This window comes from Mycobacterium sp. 1245805.9, assembly GCF_001672915.1.
Classification (GTDB): domain Bacteria; phylum Actinomycetota; class Actinomycetes; order Mycobacteriales; family Mycobacteriaceae; genus Mycobacterium.
The window spans coordinates 1-16,651 of sequence record NZ_LZKR01000148.1 but is presented as its reverse complement, the minus strand read 5'-3'; the positions used below and the strand labels follow the sequence as shown (position 1 = coordinate 16,651).

18 protein-coding genes and 1 pseudogene are annotated in these 16,651 nt (G+C 68.3%); 10 read left to right on the top strand and 9 right to left on the bottom strand.

Features of this window, described 5'->3' with window-relative positions:
* Positions 1-93 precede the first annotated feature (93 nt).
* Together A9X00_RS31415 and A9X00_RS19650 are read left to right on the top strand one after the other, a co-directional pair.
* The gene (locus A9X00_RS31415) at positions 94-702 is read left to right on the top strand and encodes an RNA polymerase sigma factor (RefSeq protein WP_067157129.1); all 609 of its coding nucleotides are present in this window, start codon (positions 94-96) and stop codon (positions 700-702) included.
* Positions 699-1,079: a hypothetical protein gene (locus A9X00_RS19650; RefSeq protein ID WP_067157126.1), complete on the top strand. Its 381-nt coding sequence runs from the start codon at positions 699-701 to the stop codon at positions 1,077-1,079. Before A9X00_RS31415 ends, A9X00_RS19650 begins: the two co-directional genes overlap by 4 nt.
* Positions 1,080-1,083: 4 nt before the next feature.
* Here the strand turns inward: A9X00_RS19650 and A9X00_RS19645 are convergent, their stop codons facing one another.
* A complete protein-coding gene (locus tag A9X00_RS19645; RefSeq protein ID WP_067157123.1) occupies positions 1,084-2,991 on the bottom strand; it encodes an Hsp70 family protein in 1,908 nt (635 codons plus the stop codon).
* Between the two features lie 31 nt (positions 2,992-3,022).
* A complete protein-coding gene (locus A9X00_RS32805; RefSeq protein WP_156772191.1) occupies positions 3,023-3,907 on the bottom strand; it encodes a LysM peptidoglycan-binding domain-containing protein in 885 nt (294 codons plus the stop codon).
* A gap of 244 nt (positions 3,908-4,151) precedes the next feature.
* On the opposite strand from A9X00_RS32805, the gene A9X00_RS32800 reads away from it, so the two are divergent.
* Positions 4,152-4,403 (top strand): hypothetical protein, encoded by a 252-nt coding sequence (locus A9X00_RS32800; protein ID WP_067157117.1) that lies wholly within the window; start codon positions 4,152-4,154, stop codon positions 4,401-4,403.
* Here the strand turns inward: A9X00_RS32800 and A9X00_RS19630 are convergent.
* Positions 4,378-5,709, bottom strand: coding sequence for an aspartate aminotransferase family protein (locus A9X00_RS19630; RefSeq protein ID WP_067157115.1), 1,332 nt, complete (start codon positions 5,707-5,709; stop codon positions 4,378-4,380). The genes A9X00_RS32800 and A9X00_RS19630 overlap by 26 nt on opposite strands.
* A 26-nt stretch (positions 5,710-5,735) precedes the next feature.
* Between A9X00_RS19630 and A9X00_RS19625 the strand changes: the two genes are divergently transcribed.
* Complete coding sequence (locus tag A9X00_RS19625) at positions 5,736-6,653, top strand: sigma-70 family RNA polymerase sigma factor (protein ID WP_067157112.1); 918 nt, start codon at positions 5,736-5,738, stop codon at positions 6,651-6,653.
* On the opposite strand, the pseudogene A9X00_RS19620 reads toward A9X00_RS19625, so the two are convergent.
* Positions 6,610-7,278 (bottom strand): annotated as a pseudogene (locus A9X00_RS19620) (carboxymuconolactone decarboxylase family protein); the annotation flags it as partial. The gene A9X00_RS19625 and the pseudogene A9X00_RS19620 overlap by 44 nt on opposite strands.
* A 37-nt stretch (positions 7,279-7,315) precedes the next feature.
* On the opposite strand from A9X00_RS19620, the gene A9X00_RS19615 reads away from it, so the two are divergent.
* Complete coding sequence (locus A9X00_RS19615) at positions 7,316-8,386, top strand: diguanylate cyclase domain-containing protein (RefSeq protein ID WP_369830772.1); 1,071 nt, start codon at positions 7,316-7,318, stop codon at positions 8,384-8,386.
* Positions 8,387-8,394: 8 nt separating this feature from the next.
* Here A9X00_RS19615 and A9X00_RS19610 read toward each other — a convergent pair whose 3' ends face one another.
* Genes A9X00_RS19610 through sdhC form a run of 4 tightly spaced genes read right to left on the bottom strand, consistent with a single transcriptional unit; the run spans position 8,395 to position 11,753 of the window.
* Positions 8,395-9,189 carry a succinate dehydrogenase iron-sulfur subunit gene (locus tag A9X00_RS19610; RefSeq protein WP_067157103.1) on the bottom strand — a complete coding sequence of 265 codons (795 nt, stop codon included), beginning with the start codon at positions 9,187-9,189 and terminating at the stop codon, positions 8,395-8,397.
* Positions 9,189-10,943, bottom strand: a complete 1,755-nt coding sequence (gene sdhA, locus A9X00_RS19605) for a succinate dehydrogenase flavoprotein subunit (RefSeq protein WP_067157100.1) — start codon at positions 10,941-10,943, stop codon at positions 9,189-9,191. Before sdhA ends, A9X00_RS19610 begins: the two co-directional genes overlap by 1 nt.
* Before the next feature lie 4 nt (positions 10,944-10,947).
* On the bottom strand, positions 10,948-11,418 hold the full coding sequence (locus A9X00_RS19600; protein ID WP_067157097.1) for a succinate dehydrogenase hydrophobic membrane anchor subunit: 471 nt from the start codon (positions 11,416-11,418) through the stop codon (positions 10,948-10,950).
* Positions 11,415-11,753 carry a succinate dehydrogenase, cytochrome b556 subunit gene (gene sdhC / locus A9X00_RS19595; protein ID WP_067157094.1) on the bottom strand — a complete coding sequence of 113 codons (339 nt, stop codon included), beginning with the start codon at positions 11,751-11,753 and terminating at the stop codon, positions 11,415-11,417. The genes A9X00_RS19600 and sdhC overlap by 4 nt, the downstream gene beginning before the upstream one ends.
* A gap of 212 nt (positions 11,754-11,965) precedes the next feature.
* Here sdhC and A9X00_RS19590 point away from each other — a divergent pair, with 212 nt between their 5' ends.
* Genes A9X00_RS19590 through A9X00_RS19580 form a run of 3 tightly spaced genes read left to right on the top strand, consistent with a single transcriptional unit; the run spans position 11,966 to position 14,723 of the window.
* A complete protein-coding gene (locus tag A9X00_RS19590; RefSeq protein ID WP_067157091.1) occupies positions 11,966-12,364 on the top strand; it encodes a cytidine deaminase in 399 nt (132 codons plus the stop codon).
* Positions 12,361-13,647, top strand: coding sequence for a thymidine phosphorylase (locus A9X00_RS19585; protein ID WP_067157089.1), 1,287 nt, complete (start codon positions 12,361-12,363; stop codon positions 13,645-13,647). Before A9X00_RS19590 ends, A9X00_RS19585 begins: the two co-directional genes overlap by 4 nt.
* Positions 13,644-14,723, top strand: coding sequence for an adenosine deaminase (locus A9X00_RS19580; RefSeq protein ID WP_067157086.1), 1,080 nt, complete (start codon positions 13,644-13,646; stop codon positions 14,721-14,723). Before A9X00_RS19585 ends, A9X00_RS19580 begins: the two co-directional genes overlap by 4 nt.
* A 6-nt stretch (positions 14,724-14,729) precedes the next feature.
* Here A9X00_RS19580 and A9X00_RS19575 read toward each other — a convergent pair whose 3' ends face one another.
* A complete protein-coding gene (locus A9X00_RS19575) occupies positions 14,730-15,014 on the bottom strand; it encodes a GlsB/YeaQ/YmgE family stress response membrane protein (RefSeq protein WP_067157083.1) in 285 nt (94 codons plus the stop codon).
* 108 nt (positions 15,015-15,122) lie between these two features.
* On the opposite strand from A9X00_RS19575, the gene A9X00_RS32535 reads away from it, so the two are divergent.
* Positions 15,123-15,809: a DivIVA domain-containing protein gene (locus A9X00_RS32535; RefSeq protein ID WP_067157080.1), complete on the top strand. Its 687-nt coding sequence runs from the start codon at positions 15,123-15,125 to the stop codon at positions 15,807-15,809.
* Positions 15,810-15,863: 54 nt separating this feature from the next.
* A partial coding sequence (locus tag A9X00_RS19565) for a VWA domain-containing protein (protein ID WP_067157077.1) occupies positions 15,864-16,651 on the top strand: 788 nt, incomplete at its 3' end.

The window sequence follows — 16,651 nt, the reverse complement described above, 5'->3', positions numbered from 1 at the left end:
GAAGTTCCCGGCGCACGGCGGTATTCTCAGACCCGGCAGTGGCCCTCGCAAAAGCGTCCGCTACCTGCTGGTCTGCCGCGCTGGGAGGCACGAATGGATGATACGACGACGGTCGCGGACGCGGTTGGCGAAGTTGACGACTCGGTGTTGGTTGCGGCCGCTCAGGCCGGAGACGCGGCGGCGATGAACCGGCTGCTGGGCCGGCACTTCAACTATGTGACCGCGTTGTGCCGGCGCATGCTGGACGACCCATACCGCGCCGAGGATGCTCGTCAGGACGCGCTGTTTCAGGCCGCCCGTCGCATCGCCACCTTCGATGGCCGCGCGTCATTTCGCACCTGGCTCCATGCGATCACCCGGAACATATGTCTGAACGAGATCCGCTCTCACGCGCGTCGGGCCACCGTGCCCATTGACGACGAAAGCCTCCCGGCGCTGGCCGCACACGATCGGATCGCCGAGCGCCTCGACGTGGAGTCCGCGCTTGCCGCGGTGAATCCCGTGTTCCGGGACGCCCTGGTGCTGTGGTTCATGTGCGACATGAGCTACAGCGACATCTCCGATGTCCTCGGGGTCGAGCTCAACACCGTGAGGAGCCGGCTGCGTCGGGGCAAGGAGGAACTCAAGCAGCTACTCGGGGAACCTGGCGGCGCGCCCCCGGTGTCCAAGGGGCTGAGTGGAGAGGGTGGGACCCGCGAATGAGTGGCTATGACGAGTTCGCCAATTACGGCGATCCCGAAACGGATCCGGACGCAGCGCTGCTCGACCACGAGCTGCGGCAGTTGTTCAACGACATTCCCGACTCCGGTGGCCCCGGAGCGGAGTTGCCCCCGGAGGTCGCCGCCGAAATCGCGCGCGCCGTGGAACTGGCGTGGCCCGACGGAAAGCCACCCACGCCGGACGAGGTGGCCAGGGACGACGGTCAGCTCGAAATATCCGACGACAGCGCCGATTTCGACGCGCACCGCGGTGATGGCCCGCACGGCGACCATTTCGACCACCACGACATCCATCACGACCAGGGCCACGATCACACCGATCACGGCGAATACGGCCACCACGATTTCGGGCCCGGCTGAACCGCTAACTGTCGAATCCGTGGATAATCAAGCTGACAATCAGGTCGACACCCAGGTCCGTCACAACAGCCACCAATAGCGCCGCTACAACGACCTTGAGGAAACGGGTGATGCCAAACCCGGGAGGCTGTTGTGTTGCCGCTCTGAGCACTTTGAAGCGCAACATCGATTGACCGATCGTGGCGCCCGTCTTACCCCGCCGGTACAGCCAGTTCCAGATGACATATATCAGCACGACCAGCGCCGCGACGGCGACGGCGACCCTCCCTCCTGTGCTCCAGGAGTTGTAGCGGCTGTAATAGAGGTAATAGGGCTTGCAGTTGTAGACGTAGCCGTTACTGCAATGTGCTATCTGGTTACTCGCACGCGTGTTGACTGCGATCCACGCCGCCGCGCCGTAGCAGAGCAGCATCGGAAGCACGTCGAACGCGAAGGCGATGCGACGCCGGCGTTTCGATACCGGCGGCGCGGTTATGTACCCCTTCGCCGGCTTGTCGGTGATTGGTTTGGTGGTGGCGGTATTTCCGCCGGTATCCAGCAGGGTGTTCATGGTGCCGGAAATCGGCTCAGGCTTCGCTGGCTCATCTTCCACCGGCGGCTGGGGTGCCGGCGGCGACTCGAGGCGGCCCAGCGCGGCGCGTGCGCGGGGCGCCCAGTCGGGGTTGTCGAGAGCAATGATCTGCTGGTAGCTCGCCCGAGCGCCCGTAATGTCGCGACTGCGCAGTTGTTGTTCTGCGTTGTGCCACAATTGTTTTGACCGTTCCACAACCGGGTCCACCGGTGGGATCGGTGGTGGTTCTGACGGTTGAGGTGCGCAGATGGCCGCGCCTTGGGCGACAACGAGTTTGGGGTGATCGGTGGTCTTGACGGGCAGTCGCAGCCGCTCCATCACGGCGCCGACCAGGGGGGTGCGGGCGGCCCCGCCGATCCGATAGATGGCGGTGATCTGATCGGGCGCCAGCCCGGCTTCGGCGATGGTGTCTTCGAGTTCGGTGACGGTGTCTTCGATGCGCTGGCGGATCAGGGCCTCGTAGTCGCCGCGGGTGACCACGACGGGATCCGCCACGCCGGGCAGGGGCACGCGTTTGTCGACGGCGTTGCTCAGGCCCTCCTTGAGCAGGTGCACCCGGGCCTGTAGCCGGCGGCGGCGGTATGCGATGTCGGGGTCGGGTTGGGCGGGGTTCGATAGTGCCGCCCACAGCCCGGGGTCGGCTTTGCTGATGTACTGGCTGCCCAGGTAGTCGAACAGCAGCTGATCGAAGTCGAAGCCGCCCAGTTGGTCGATCCCCCCGGATCCGACCACCTCGAAGCCCTCACCGGTGGCGCGTAGCACGGTGGTGTCGAACGTGCCGCCGCCCAGGTCGTAGACGGCGAAATAGGCGCCCTTCGTGGGGGGCTCGGCCTTGGCGTACCAGCGCGCGGCGGCGACGGGCTCGGTGACGAACACCGGGTCGGGCAGCTCGCTGAGGCCCACGCGCTCCGCGGCGTGCTGCAGGGCCTCGGTGAGCACCCGGCGCCGGGAGCCGCGCCAGCTCACCGGGTGGGTCAACACCACGGTGCGGGGAACGGCGTTGTTGTGCTGCAGTACCGCCTCGCCGAGCACCGGAGCCATGACGGCGCCGATCAATTCGGCCGGCGCGTAATCGTTGTCACCCAGCCGCACCCGGCTATGGCCGGCCTTACGTTTGGGCGTGGGTTCATAAGCGTCCAAACGTGATTCGGCTTCGTTGTCGGCCTCGACGCCGACCACCAGCCGGCCGTCGTCGTCGGCGAATACCGACGACGGCATCGTCGATGACGAGTCGGGCAAGCGCAATTCGCTAACTGGGCCGCCGACGACCCCGACCGCCGCCGCGGTCGCGGTGGTGCCGAAGTCCAGCGCCACCACCCAGTCGTGATCGCCGTTCGCCACCGAGCCTCCTCGAGATCGAGCGAACCGCAGGCTAATGCGGGATGGTGAGGGTTTCGCCGGGAGTGATCATATTCGGGTTGGTGATGCCACTGGCCGCGGCTATCAGCGGGTATTTGGAGCCGTCGCCGTAAACCCGCTCGGCGATGTCCCACAGGGTGTCGCCACGTTGCACCGTGTAGCTGTGTGAGCCGGGAGTGGCGGTGTGGGCCGGGCCTTCGACCGTGATCGGCATCAGCACCACGCCGGGGTGTTGCGGGGTGGGGTTGTCGGTGACCACCATCCGGCCGCCATGCTCGTCCCACGCGTGCTCGAAGACACTCAGCGGCACCTGCTCCTCGTTGCCGTCCGGATTGCCGGTGTCGGACAGCGTCACCATGCCGGTCGTCTCGTCGATTGCGGTGATCAACACGGCGTGGCCCATCTGGTTGCCCGGGTCGTCGTGCCCGTGGTTCCAGATCGGATCCGCATTGACCGCCACGATGACGCTCCGGCCGTGATCCAGGTGGTTCTCCAGCTGATGGATCGTCGCGTGCTCCTCCATGTGGCTGGGGATACCGAAACCGGCCAGCAACTTGACCGCGTCCGTGAAGGGCATGCCGTCCGGACCCATATCCCCCTGTATTCCGAGCTGAGTCATCTCGGCCAGCACGGTGTCCTCGCTGGGGATCGGGTGCCCGGTGAACTGCGCGATCACCTGGGTGACCGAGGCCGGCACGCAGGTGTTGCCGTGCTGGAAGAACCAATCGTGCTCCGCCGCCGCCGGCGACCCGTGCACGATGTCGGCCCCGGCGAGGGCCGAGGGGTCGGCCAGGTGGCCGGCAAACGCGGCCGAGTCGTCGCCGAAGTGGTCGAAGTGGTGCGTGGTGTGGTGAGTGAAGTCCGGCGCGCCGAACGTGTGCTCAGTGCCGTCGGTCATGGTGGCTCCTCGGTCCGTGGTCGTCCGGCGTCGCCGCCGGTGATTCATCCACTTCGACACCGCGGTCGATGCAGAAAGTTTCCTCCGCGCATGCGGGTTTGACCACCTGCAGCGACCGTGCGTCCGACCTGCATCTACGCTGGCATGTCGAAGAGCACGACGACCAATCCCCGGCGAAGGGCTTGCCATTCCAAACAATGGATTTCTGTCGAGATGGCGGCGCGACGGTGACGGCCCGCGATCGCTGGAGCAGCTGCTCAAGCAGGTCGAGAAGGGCACCCAGGTTCGCAGTTCCGGGCACGAGCGCATCCTGGAAGAGCTGAAGTCGCATCGCGACAGCGCGGAGGGCGCCGATTTGAAGTCCGCGCTGACCTGGCTGTGCAACGCACAGACCCGGCTGGCCAGCGACCCGAGCACGGCGCATTCCCGCGAGGTGCTGCTGGCCGCCTACGAGGTCAAGCGGGTCCTCGCTACAGCCGGCCCGACTCCTCGCTGAGCACGCCGCGCAGGGTGGCCTCGATGGTGTCGAACTCGGGTTGGCCGCTGATCAGCGGCGGCGCCAGCACAATGACCGAATCGCCGCGGTCGTCGGTGCGGCAGTACATCCCGGCCTCGAACAGCGCGGCGGACACTCGGGGCAGCAGCGCCCCGCGTTCGTCGTCGGTGAAGGTCTGCTTGGTCGCCTTGTCCTTGACCAGTTCGACGCTGTAGAAATACCCCTCGCCGCGCACGTCGCCGACGATGGGCAGGTCGTAGAGCTTCTCCAGCGTGGCGCGGAAGCTCGCCGCGTTGTGTTTGACGCGGTCGTTGAGGCCCTCGCGCTCGAAGATGTCGAGGTTGGCCAGCCCCACCGCGGCCGACACCGGGTGGCCGCCGAACGTATAGCCGTGCGGGAACATGGTTTTGGCGTCGTTGAACGGCTCGAACAACCGCTCGCTGGCGATCATCGCGCCGAGCGGTGAGTAGCCCGACGTCAGCCCCTTGGCGCAGGTGATCATGTCGGGCAGGTAGCCGAGGTCGTCACAGGCGAACATCGACCCGATGCGGCCGAAGGCGCAAATCACCTCGTCGGAGACCAGCAGCACGTCGTATTCGTCGCAGATCTCGCGCACCCGCTCGAAATAGCCTGGGGGAGGCGGGATCGAGCCGCCCGCGTTCTGCACCGGCTCGAGGAACACCGCCGCGACGGTCTGGGGTCCCTCGAACTCGATCGCCTCGGCGATCCGGTCGGCGGCCCATAGACCAAATCCCTTGGGGTCGTTGGCGAATGGCTCGGGCGCGCGGTAGAAGTTGGTGTTGGGCACCCGGAAGCCGCCGGGCGTCACCGGTTCGAACGGCGCTTTGTACTTCGGCAAGCCGGTGATCGCCAGCGCGCCCTGGGCGGTGCCGTGGTAGGCGACCGCCCGCGAAATCACCTTGTGCTTACCGGGTTTGCCGGTGAGCTTGAAGTACTGTTTGGCCACCTTCCACGCGGTCTCGACGGCCTCGGTGCCGCCGGTGGTGAAGAAGACCCGATTCAGGTCGCCCGGGGCGTAGCGCGCCAGGCGCTCGGCGAGCTCGATCGCGGGCGGCGTCGCGTAGCCCCACAGCGGGAAGTACGCCAGCGTGCTCGCCTGCCGGGCGGCGACCTCGGCGAGTTCGGCGCGCCCGTGGCCGACCTGGACGGTGAACAGCCCGGACAGCGCGTCGAGGTAGCCGCTGCCGCGGTCGTCGAAGATCGTGACGCCCTCGCCGCGGGTGATGACCGGCGGCGCGATGCCCTCGCCGTGCCGGGCGAAGTGCAGCCACAGGTTGTCAGTCATCTTGTCCGCGAGCGTAGCCTCGCGATATGACCGCGGCGCAGCAGGTTGGCGAGTTCGAGGCGCTGCGACCGCATCTCATGTCCGTCGCCTACCGGCTGACCGGCACGGTGGCCGACGCCGAGGACATCGTCCAGGACGCCTGGCTGCGCTGGGACGGGCACGACCGGGAGATCAATGACCTGCGGGCCTGGCTGACCACCGTGGTGAGCCGGCTCGGCCTGGACCGGTTGCGGTCGGCCGCGCACCGCCGCGAGACTTACACCGGCCACTGGCTGCCCGAGCCGGTGGTCACCGGCTTTGACGGGGCGGACCCGCTGTCGGCGGTGGTGGCCGGCGAGGACGCCCGGTTCGCCGCGATGGTCGTGCTGGAGCGCCTGTCGCCCGATCAGCGGGTCGCGTTCGTGCTGCACGACGGGTTCGGCGTGCCCTTCGCGGAAGTGGCCGAGGTGCTGGGCGTCAGCGAGGCCGCCGCGCGGCAGCTGGCGTCGCGGGCCCGCAAGGCCGTCACCGCCGAACCACCGCCCGAGCCCGATCCCTCGCACAACGAGGTGGTCGGGCGGCTGATGGCCGCCATCGCGGCCGGCGACCTGCAGACCGTGGTGTCGCTGCTGCACCCGGACGTGACGTTCACCGGCGATTCAAATGGCAAGGCGCCCACGGCGGTTCACGTCATCGTCGGGGCGGACAAGGTGGCCCGGTTCATCTTCGGCCTGGCCCGCCGCTACGGCGACGCGTTTTTCACGGCGAATCAGCTGGGTCTGGTGAACGGTGAGCTGGGTGCCTACACGGCGGGCAGCCCCGGCGACGAGGCGCACTGGGAGATGCGGCCGCGGATCCTGGCGCTGACGGTGCGCGACGGAAAGGTCTGCGCCCTATGGGATATCGCTAACCCCGACAAGTTCACCGGCTCCCCGTTGCGTCAGCTGACGCAGTCGACTCGGTAACCCACGGAATCCGGCACGCGTCACCGGAATTGAAGCCCTGCTCGGTGATGCCCAGGGCGGAGTTCACCCGCGCCCGCATGTTCTCCAGCCCGATCTGGTAGGTCAGCTCGAACACGCCGGCGTCGCCGAAGCGGGCCCGCAGATCGGCGACCTGCTCGTCGGTCACGGTGTGCGGGTCGGCGGTCATTGCGTCGGCGTAGGCGATGGCCGCGCGCTCGTCGTCGCTGAAAAGCGGTGAAGTTGCGTAATTATCTATGTCCTTGAGGCGCTCAATGTCGAGGCCGTCCAGGCGCTGCAGCATGGAGCCGAAGTCGACGCACCACGAGCAACCGATCTGGCGGGCGGTCCAGTACACCGCGAGCTCACGCACGCTGACCGGAAGCGTCTTGGACGCCCGGTCGACCATGGTTTCGTGGACCGCGCCCGCGATCATCAGCTTGCGATGATGCGCGGACACGGCGAACGGCTCGGGGACCTGGCCGTAGCGCCGCTTGGCCACTCGGTACATGGCGCGGATCAGCAGTCCGGCGCGGCTGGGGGGCAGGGGCTCGATGCGGGTTTTCTGGGTCATATCCAGGAGACGGGATGGCGCGCGAAAGTGTGACACATACCTGCGGTATGCGGCTAGTGTCTCGACCTGTGGTGGCGATTCCGAGTTGATGATGACCGCGCTTTTCAGTCGGTGGTGGCGGGCCGATCAATACGACTGGCTCTCCGGTTACCTTGCGTCGCGGGGCATCAGCGGCGCCACCCGGGCCGTGCTGGCATTCATATCGGCGTCGATGGTGTTGTGCCTGCTCGCGCTGCTGGCCGGCGCGGACGGCCCCCACGGGGCGGTGCCGGTGGCGATGATGTGGGTTGCCGTCGCCGGCGGGGTGGCGGGGGTGGTGCTGTGGATGAGCCGCTGGCCGACGCGCACACAGTCCCTCATTTTCGCCGTGACGTGCAACGCCGCCGTCGCCCTGGCGTGCCTGGCGCACCCGAACCCGCTGGCCGCACTGATCGGGTGTGTCGCCTTCGCGACGTTCGGCGCCTATATGGCGTTCTTCCACACGATGGGCTTCGTGCTGTACAACTTCGCGGTGGCCGCCGCCGTCGGCTCCTGGGAGGCGCTGTTGCTGGCCAGGTCCGGGCACCCGAGCCTCGCGGGGGTGGACCTGTGGCTGGTGATCGAGGTCAACATCGCCCTGCCGGTGGCCATCCTCATCCTGGTGCGCGCGCTTGCCGGGGACCTGCTGCGCGCCGACCGCGACCCGTTGACGGGCCTGCTCAACCGGCGCGCGTTCGCGCACGAGGCGCTGGGGATGATGTTGGCCCGGCGGGGCATCGACTCCCACCTCGTGGTCATGCTGATCGACCTCGACCACTTCAAGTCCGTGAACGACAGGTCCGGCCACGCGGCGGGGGACCACGCGCTGGTCCAGGTCGCCCAGGCGCTGCTGGCCGCCGCCGACGACCAGGCGGTGGTGGCGCGCAGCGGCGGCGAGGAATTTCTGTTGGCCGGGACGTCCGCGGGCTGCAACGCCGAGTCGTTGGCCGCGCGGATGTGCGGGGCCATCGCGGCATCGGCCGCGGGGGTCACCGCGAGCATCGGCACCGCCTGCGCCCGCCTGGACGACACCGCGGACAACCCGCAAGCGCTGCTGCAGGAGTTGATCAGCGCCTCGGACGCCGCGATGTATCAGGCTAAACGCTTGGGCGGCAACCGAAGTCACCACCACGAGCTCTGCTGACCCCCGGCTCAGCGCGAGAACATTGTCGCGCGCTTGACCTCCTGGATCGCCTTGGTCACCTCGATGCCCCGGGGGCAGGACTCGGTGCAGTTGAACGTCGTCCGGCAGCGCCACACGCCGTCGACCTCGTTGAGGATGTCGAGGCGCTCGTCGACCGCCTCGTCGCGGCTGTCGAAGATGAAGCGGTGCGCGTTGACGATCGCCGCCGGCCCGTAGTAGCTGCCCTCGTGCCAGAACACCGGGCAGCTGGTGGTGCAGCACGCGCACAGGATGCACTTGGTGGTGTCGTCGTAGCGGGCGCGATCGGTCGGGCTCTGGATGCGCTCCCGCGTCGGGGGGTTGCCGGTGGTGATCAGGTAGGGCTTCACCGCCCGGTAGGCGTCGAAGAACGGCTCCATGTCGACGACGAGGTCCTTCTCCACCGGCAGCCCGCGGATCGGTTCGACCGTGATCGTGAGCGTCTTGCCGGGCTTCCTTCCCGATTTCGGGGCGGGCAGCAGGTCGCGCATCAGCACCTTGCAGGCCAGCCGGTTGACGCCGTTGATGCGCATGGCGTCCGAGCCGCACACGCCGTGCGCGCAGGACCGCCGGAAGGTCAGCGTCCCGTCCAGGTAGCTCTTGATGTAGATCAGCAGGTTGAGCATCCGGTCGCTGGGCAGGCAGGGCACCCGAAAGCTTTGCCAGCCACCGGTTTTCGCGAAGGCGTCGGGCTGGTCGGGGTTGAACCGGGCGATCTTCACGGTCACCATCACCGCGCCCTCGGGAACCGGTGGCAGCGGCGGGTCCTGCGTCTCGACCGTCATCAGTACTTCCGTTCCTTGGGTTCGTAGCGGGTCTGCACCACGGGCTTGAAGTCCAGCGCGATGTCGCTCAGCAGGTCGGTGCCCTGCTTGTAGGCCATCGTGTGGCGCATGTAGTTGACGTCGTCGCGGTTCGGGTAGTCCTCGCGGGCGTGGCCGCCGCGGGACTCCTTGCGGTTCAGGGCGCCGACCACGGTGACCTCGGCCAGCTCCAGCAGGAAGCCGAGCTCGATGGCCTCCAGCAGGTCGCTGTTGTAGCGCTTTCCCTTGTCGTGCACGGAGATTCGTGCGTAGCGCTCCTTGAGCGCGTGGATGTCGGTAAGCGCCTGCTTGAGCGTCTCCTCGGTGCGGAACACGGCGGCGTTGTTGTCCATCGACTGCTGCAGGGCGCCGCGGATGTCGGCGACGCGCTCGTTACCGTGCTCGGAGAGGATGTCACCCACCCACCCGACGACCATCGCCTCCGGCTCCGGCGGCATGTCGACGAAGTCGTGCCCCCGCGCGTAACCCGCGGCGGCGATGCCGGCCCGGCGGCCGAAGACGTTGATGTCCAGCAGCGAATTGGTGCCCAGCCGGTTGGCGCCGTGCACCGACACGCACGCGCACTCGCCGGCCGCGTACAGGCCCGGGACGGTGGATGTGTTGTCCCGCAACACCTGTCCCGTGACGGTCGTCGGGATGCCGCCCATCACGTAGTGACACGTCGGGTAGACCGGCACCAGCTCGTGCACCGGGTCCACACCCAGATACGTCCGGGCGAACTCGGTGATGTCGGGCAGCTTCGACTCGAGCACGTCCTCGCCGAGGTGGCGGACGTCGATGTACACGTAGTCCTTGTGCGGGCCGGCGCCGCGGCCCTCCAGGACCTCCAGCACCATCGAGCGGGCGACGATATCGCGCGGCGCCAGGTCGACGATCGTCGGGGCGTAGCGCTCCATGAACCGCTCGCCCTCGCCGTTGAGCAGCCGGCCGCCTTCGCCGCGCACGGCCTCGGAGATCAGGATCCCCAGGCCGGCCAGGCCGGTCGGATGGAACTGGTGAAACTCCATGTCCTCCAAGGGAAGTCCCTTGCGGAAGACGATGCCGATGCCGTCGCCGGTCAGCGTGTGCGCGTTGGAGGTGGTCTTGTACATCCGGCCCGACCCGCCGGTGGCGATGACGACGGCCTTGGCGTGGAACACGTGGATCTCGCCGGTCGCGAGCTCGTAGGCGACCACGCCGGTGGCCACCGGCCCGCTCGGGGTCTGGGTGAGCACCAGGTCCAGCGCGTAGAACTCGTTGAAGAACTGCACGTCGTGCCGCACACAGTTCTGGTACAGCGTCTGCAGGATCATGTGGCCGGTGCGGTCGGCGGCGTAGCAGGCCCGGCGCACCGGGGCCTTGCCGTGGTCGCGGGTGTGCCCGCCGAAGCGGCGCTGGTCGATGCGGCCCTCGGGGGTGCGGTTGAACGGCATCCCCATCTTTTCCAGGTCGAGCACCGCGTCGATGGCTTCCTTGCACATGATCTCCACCGCGTCCTGGTCCGCGAGGTAGTCGCCGCCCTTGACGGTGTCGAACGTGTGCCACTCCCAGTTGTCGTCCTCGACGTTGGCCAGCGCGGCGCACATGCCGCCCTGGGCGGCGCCGGTGTGGCTGCGGGTGGGGTAGAGCTTGGTCAGCACCGCCGTGCGCACCCGCGGCCCGGCCTCGACGGCGGCGCGCATCCCGGCACCCCCGGCGCCGACGATCACCACGTCGTATCGGTGTTGCTGGATCACCCCATCAGCCTCCGATGTTCGGGTCGAATGTCACCAGCACGTAGGTGCCCAGCACCAACGTGAAGCCCACCGACAACAGCAGCAGGCTGTTGAGCCAGAACCGGGTGGAGTTCTTGCGGCTGTAGTCGTCGATGATGGTGCGCAGCCCGTTGCCGCCGTGCAGTTCCGCCAGCCACAGCAGCGCCATGTCCCAGATTTGCCAAAACGGCGAATGCCACCGCTGCGCCACGTAGTTGAAGTCGATGCGGTACACGCCGTCGTCCCACATCAGCATGATGAACAGGTGCCCGACGGCCAGGAACACCAGCGCGATCCCGGAGAACCGCATGAACAGCCACGCGAACTTCTCGAAGTTGGGGATGCCGGCGCGCCGGCGCGGGGAGCGGGGGTTGTCCAGGCTGGCGGGGCGGTCGTAGAAGCGCTGCTTGACCGGCGCCGCCTGGCCCCGCCCGAGCTGAAGGTCGGGGCTGCTCATCGGAGGTGCTCCGCGATGTGGATGCCGGTCACCACGCCGGCGGGAACCATCAGCAGCAGAAAGACGACGACGACGATCAGGAACATCAGCCGCTGGTGGCGGGGCCCCTGCGACCAGAAGTCGATCAGGATGACCCGGATGCCGTTCAGCCCATGGAACAGCACCGCGGCGACCAGGCCGTACTCCATCAGCCCGACGATCGGGGTCTTGTAGTCGCCGACCACCGCGTTATAGGTCTGCGGGTTCACCCGCAGCATCGCGGCGTCCAGCACGTGGACGAACAGGAAGAAGAAGATGGTCGCGCCGCTGATGCGGTGCAACACCCACGACCACATGCCGGGGTCGCCCCGATACAGGGTCCGGGGTGGTCGCCGCTTGCGCGCGGCGGCTGTGCTCACCATGTCCCCACCGCCTTTTGGAAAAGTTAGCCGGACACGTCAGCCTAACCCTGCCAGCTGGCAGGCCGGGGCGTACAGCCGCCCAGCGAAGTGTCGTGTCAGAGTTAGTCTGGCTGTCTTGTAAGGGCCCGTCGGCGAGCGGAGTGGGTATGGCTGATGTCGATTGGAAAGCGCTGCGCGACAAGGCGATCCGGGCCGCGGCGGGGGCGTACGCGCCCTACTCGCGGTTCGCCGTGGGCGCGGCCGCGCTGGTCGACGACGGCCGCATCGTCACCGGGTGCAATGTGGAGAACATCTCATATGGCCTTGGTCTCTGTGCCGAATGCGGCGTGGTGAGCGCCCTGCATTCCACCGGCGGCGGCCGGCTGGTCGCGCTGGCGTGCGTGGACCCCGGGGGAGCCACCCTGATGCCGTGCGGGCGGTGCCGTCAGCTGCTGATCGAGCACGGCGGGCCCGGGCTGCTGATCGACCATCCCGCCGGGCCGCGCCGCCTCGGCGAGCTGCTGCCCGACGCCTTCACCGCCAACCTGCCGCGGGAACGGCCTTGAGTCACTTGGAATTCGACGCGCCAACGGTGATCCGGACCAAGCGCGACGGCGGGCGGCTGTCCGACGCCGCCATCGACTGGGTGATCGACGCGTACACCCGCGGCGACGTCGCCGACGAGCAGATGTCGGCGCTGCTGATGGCGATAGTGTGGCGCGGCATGGACCGCGGCGAGATCGCGCGGTGGACGGCGGCCATGCTGGCCTCCGGCGAGCGGCTGGACTTCTCCGACCTGGGCGTCCCGACCGTCGACAAGCACTCCACCGGCGGCGTCGGGGACAAGATCACCCTGCCGTTGGTGCCCGTCGTCGCCGCCTGCGGGGCCGCCGTGCCCCAGGCCTCGGGACGCGGGCTCGGGCACACCGGCGGCACCCTGGACAAGCTCGAATCCATCGCGGGGTTCACCGCGCAGCTGTCCAACCGGCGGATCACAGAACAGCTCCGCGACGTCGGCGCCGCCATCTTCGCCGCCGGCGAGCTGGCCCCGGCCGACGCCAAGCTCTACGCGCTGCGCGACGTCACCGGCACCGTCGAGTCGCTGCCGCTGATCGCCAGCTCGGTGATGAGCAAGAAGCTGGCCGAGGGCGCGGGCGCGTTGGTGCTCGACGTGAAGGTCGGCTCCGGGGCGCTGATGAGCTCGGAGGCCGCCAGCCGGGAGCTGGCGCACACCATGGTCGAGCTGGGCGCGGCGCACGGGGTGCCCACCCGCGCGCTGCTGACGGACATGAACCGCCCGCTGGGCTCGACCGTCGGCAACGCGCTCGAGGTCGCCGAGTCGCTCGACGTGCTGGCCGGCGGCGGGCCGCCCGACGTGGTGGAGTTGACGCTGCGGCTGGCCGCCGAGATGCTCGACCTGGCCGGGCTCGGCGAGGTCGATCCCGCCCGGACGCTGCGCGACGGCACCGCGATGGACCGCTTTCGCCGGCTCATCGCGGCCCAGGGCGGCGACTTGTCGGTACCGTTGCCGATCGGTTCGTGTTCCGAGACCGTGACCGCTTCCCGGGGCGGCACAATGGGCGATATCGACGCGATGGCGGTGGGGCTGGCAAGTTGGCGGCTCGGCGCGGGCAGGTCCCGTCCGGGCCATCCGGTGCAGTTGGGCGCGGGCATCAGGATCCACCGTCGTCCCCGCGAGCCCGTCGCGGCCGGCGAGCCGCTGTTCACGCTTTACACCGACACCCCCGAACGCTTCGACGCCGCGATGGCCGAGCTGGCCGGCGGCTACCGCGTCGACGACACCCCGCCGGTCTCGCGGCCGCTGATCATCGATCGGATCGCCCAGTGATCGACCTCAACCAGATCAAAAAAGCGCCCAAGGCACTGCTGCACGACCACCTCGACGGCGGGCTGCGGCCGTCGACCGTGATCGACATCGCCGGTGCGACCGGCTACGACGGGCTGCCCGCCACCGACGTCGACGAGCTGGCGACGTGGTTTCGCACCCGGTCGCACAGCGGCTCGCTGGAGCGCTACCTGGAACCGTTCTCGCACACCGTGGCGGTGATGCAGACCCCCGATGCCCTGTACCGCGTCGCCTACGAGTGCGTGGAGGACCTGGCCGCCGATTCCGTCGTCTACGCCGAGGTGCGCTTCGCCCCGGAACTGCACATCGACCGCGGGCTGTCCTTCGACGAGATCGTCGACGCCGTGCTGGAGGGCTTCGCCGCCGGCGAAAAGGCGTGCGCGTCGGCGGGCCGGCCCATCAAGGTGCGGCTGCTGGTCACCGCGATGCGCCACGCCGCGGTGTCCCGCGAGATCGCCGAGCTCGCGATCCGGTTCCGGGACAAGGGCGTGGTGGGCTTCGACATCGCCGGCGCCGAGGCCGGCAACCCGCCGACCCGGCACCTGGACGCCTTCGAGTACATGCGAGACCACAACGCGCGCTTCACCATTCACGCCGGCGAGGCGTTCGGGCTGCCGTCCATCCACGAGGCGATCGCGTTCTGCGGCGCCGACCGGCTCGGCCACGGGGTGCGCATCGTCGACGACATCGAGGTCCTCGAGGACGGCCGGGTGCGGCTGGGCCAGCAGGCATCCATCCTGCGGGACAAGCGAATTCCGCTGGAGCTGTGCCCCAGCTCCAACGTGCAGACCGGCGCGGTCAAGAGCATCGCCGAGCACCCGTTCGATCTGCTGGCCCGCACCCGCTTCCGGGTGACCGTCAACACCGACAACCGACTGATGAGCGACACCACGATGAGCCTCGAAATGTCGAGGCTCGTCGAGGCTTTCGGTTATGGATGGAGTGATCTGGAGCGGTTCACCATCAACGCGATGAAGTCCGCGTTCATCCCCTTCGACGAGCGGCTGGCGATCATCGACGAGGTGATCAAACCGCGGTACGCGGTGTTGATCGGCTAGCCGCGCCTAGCGCGGCAGCCCGGTGCGGTGGCGACGGCCAGTCACGGCCTCCCAGATCGCGATCAGGACGACGGCCGCGGCGACGCCCACGAAGAACGGAATCCAGGCGATTCCGCCGTTGGCGTTGTGGTATCCGAACTGCGCGGCCACGGCCGAGCCGATCAGACCACCGACGGCACCGAGGACGACCGTCATGATCATGCCGATGTTCTGTTTGCCCGGCATGACCAGGCGCGCCACCAAACCGATGACCGCGCCCACGATGATGGCCAGGATGATTGATCCGATCATTGCAGCTCCTGTTGTCTTTACGGCGCCCCGTGCGGGCACCGTCTTGCATTGCGGGTTCCCCGAACCACCCGGCTTGTAACACAATTCGATCCGGTACAAACTCTGCTCATGAATCCCGAGCAGGTCCGCAACGTCTCCTTCGGCCGGCCACCCATGGGTAAGCGCGGCTACAACGAGGACCAGGTCGACGCGTTCCTCGACTGGCTGGAGGCGGCGTTGCGGGACCCGTCCCGCGGCGCGCCCAGGCCCGAGCAGGTCCGCAACGTCACCTTCTCCAAGCCGCCCATCGGCAAGCGCGGTTACAACCAGGACGAGGTCGACGCGTTCCTCGAGTCCGTCGCGCAGCAAATCGGTGGGGATTCGCCGGATTCGCCACCCGAGCCCGCGCCGGCCGATCGGCCGGCGACCAGGTACACCATGAAGGTCCAGCCCAACCTGTTTCTGTTCTGGACGCCGCAATGGCACGACTGGCGCTCGGACGACACGTCCGGCGGGTCCGGCGACGGTGTGCTCGACTTCGTCGTGGAAATCCTCTTCGACCTGCTGTGGAACTGGTTCCTCTGGATCGTCTGGGCCGCGATCGCGTGGGTGCTGGAGGGGTGCGTGGCGGTTCTGCTGTCCCCGATCTCCCTGCTGACCAGCCTGCTCGGGGTGCGACGCCACCGGCTGGTCGCCGTCCCGAACGACGGCACCGACGCGTTGCTGCTGAGTCAGGGCTCCTGGTATGCGGTGCGGCGCGCCCGGGCCGAAGCGCGCGAGCAGATCTCCGCCCACGACGGCGTCCTGACGCTGTAGCGACCCCACGGCGGCCCATGCAGCGTCGTCGTTTGACGAATAGGGTGGCTGGACATGAAGCTGCCGCTGCTGGGACCCGTGTCGCTGACGGGCTTCCAGAACGCCTGGTTCTTCCTGTTCCTGCTGGCCGTGGCGCTGCTGACCGGGATCTACGTGGTGGTGCAGTTCGCGCGGCGGCGCCGGGTGCTGCGGTTCGCCAACATGGAGGTGCTGGAGCGGGTCGCGCCGCTGCGCTCGGGGCGGTGGCGGCACGTGCCGACGATCCTGCTCGCCGCGTCGCTGGTGCTGTTGACCACCGCCATGGCCGGGCCGACGTCGGACATCCGGATCCCGCTCAACCGCGCGGTCGTGGTGCTGGTCATCGACGTGTCGGAGTCCATGGCGGCCACCGACGTCGCCCCCAACCGGCTGGCCGCCGCGCAGGAGGCCGGCAAGAAATTCGCCGACGAGCTGACGCCGGGCATCAACCTGGGACTGGTCGGCTTCGCCGGCACGCCCTACCTGCTGGTGCCGCCGACCCCGCAGCACGAGGCGACCCTCGAGGCGCTGAAGAAGCTCGAGTTCGCCGACGGGACGGCGACCGGCGAGGCGATCTTCACCGCGCTGCACGCGGTCGGGGCCGCGGCCATCACCGGCGGGGACACGCCACCGCCGGCGCGCATCGTGCTGCTGTCCGACGGTGGCGAGAACAAGCCGACCGACCCCAGCGACCCGCACGACGGCGCCTTCACCGCGGCGCGGCTGGCCAAGGACCAGGGAGTGCCCATCTCGACGATCTCGTTCGGCACCAAGGGCGGGGAGATCGAGATGAACGGGCAGCGCGTCGCCGTCCCCGTGTCGAC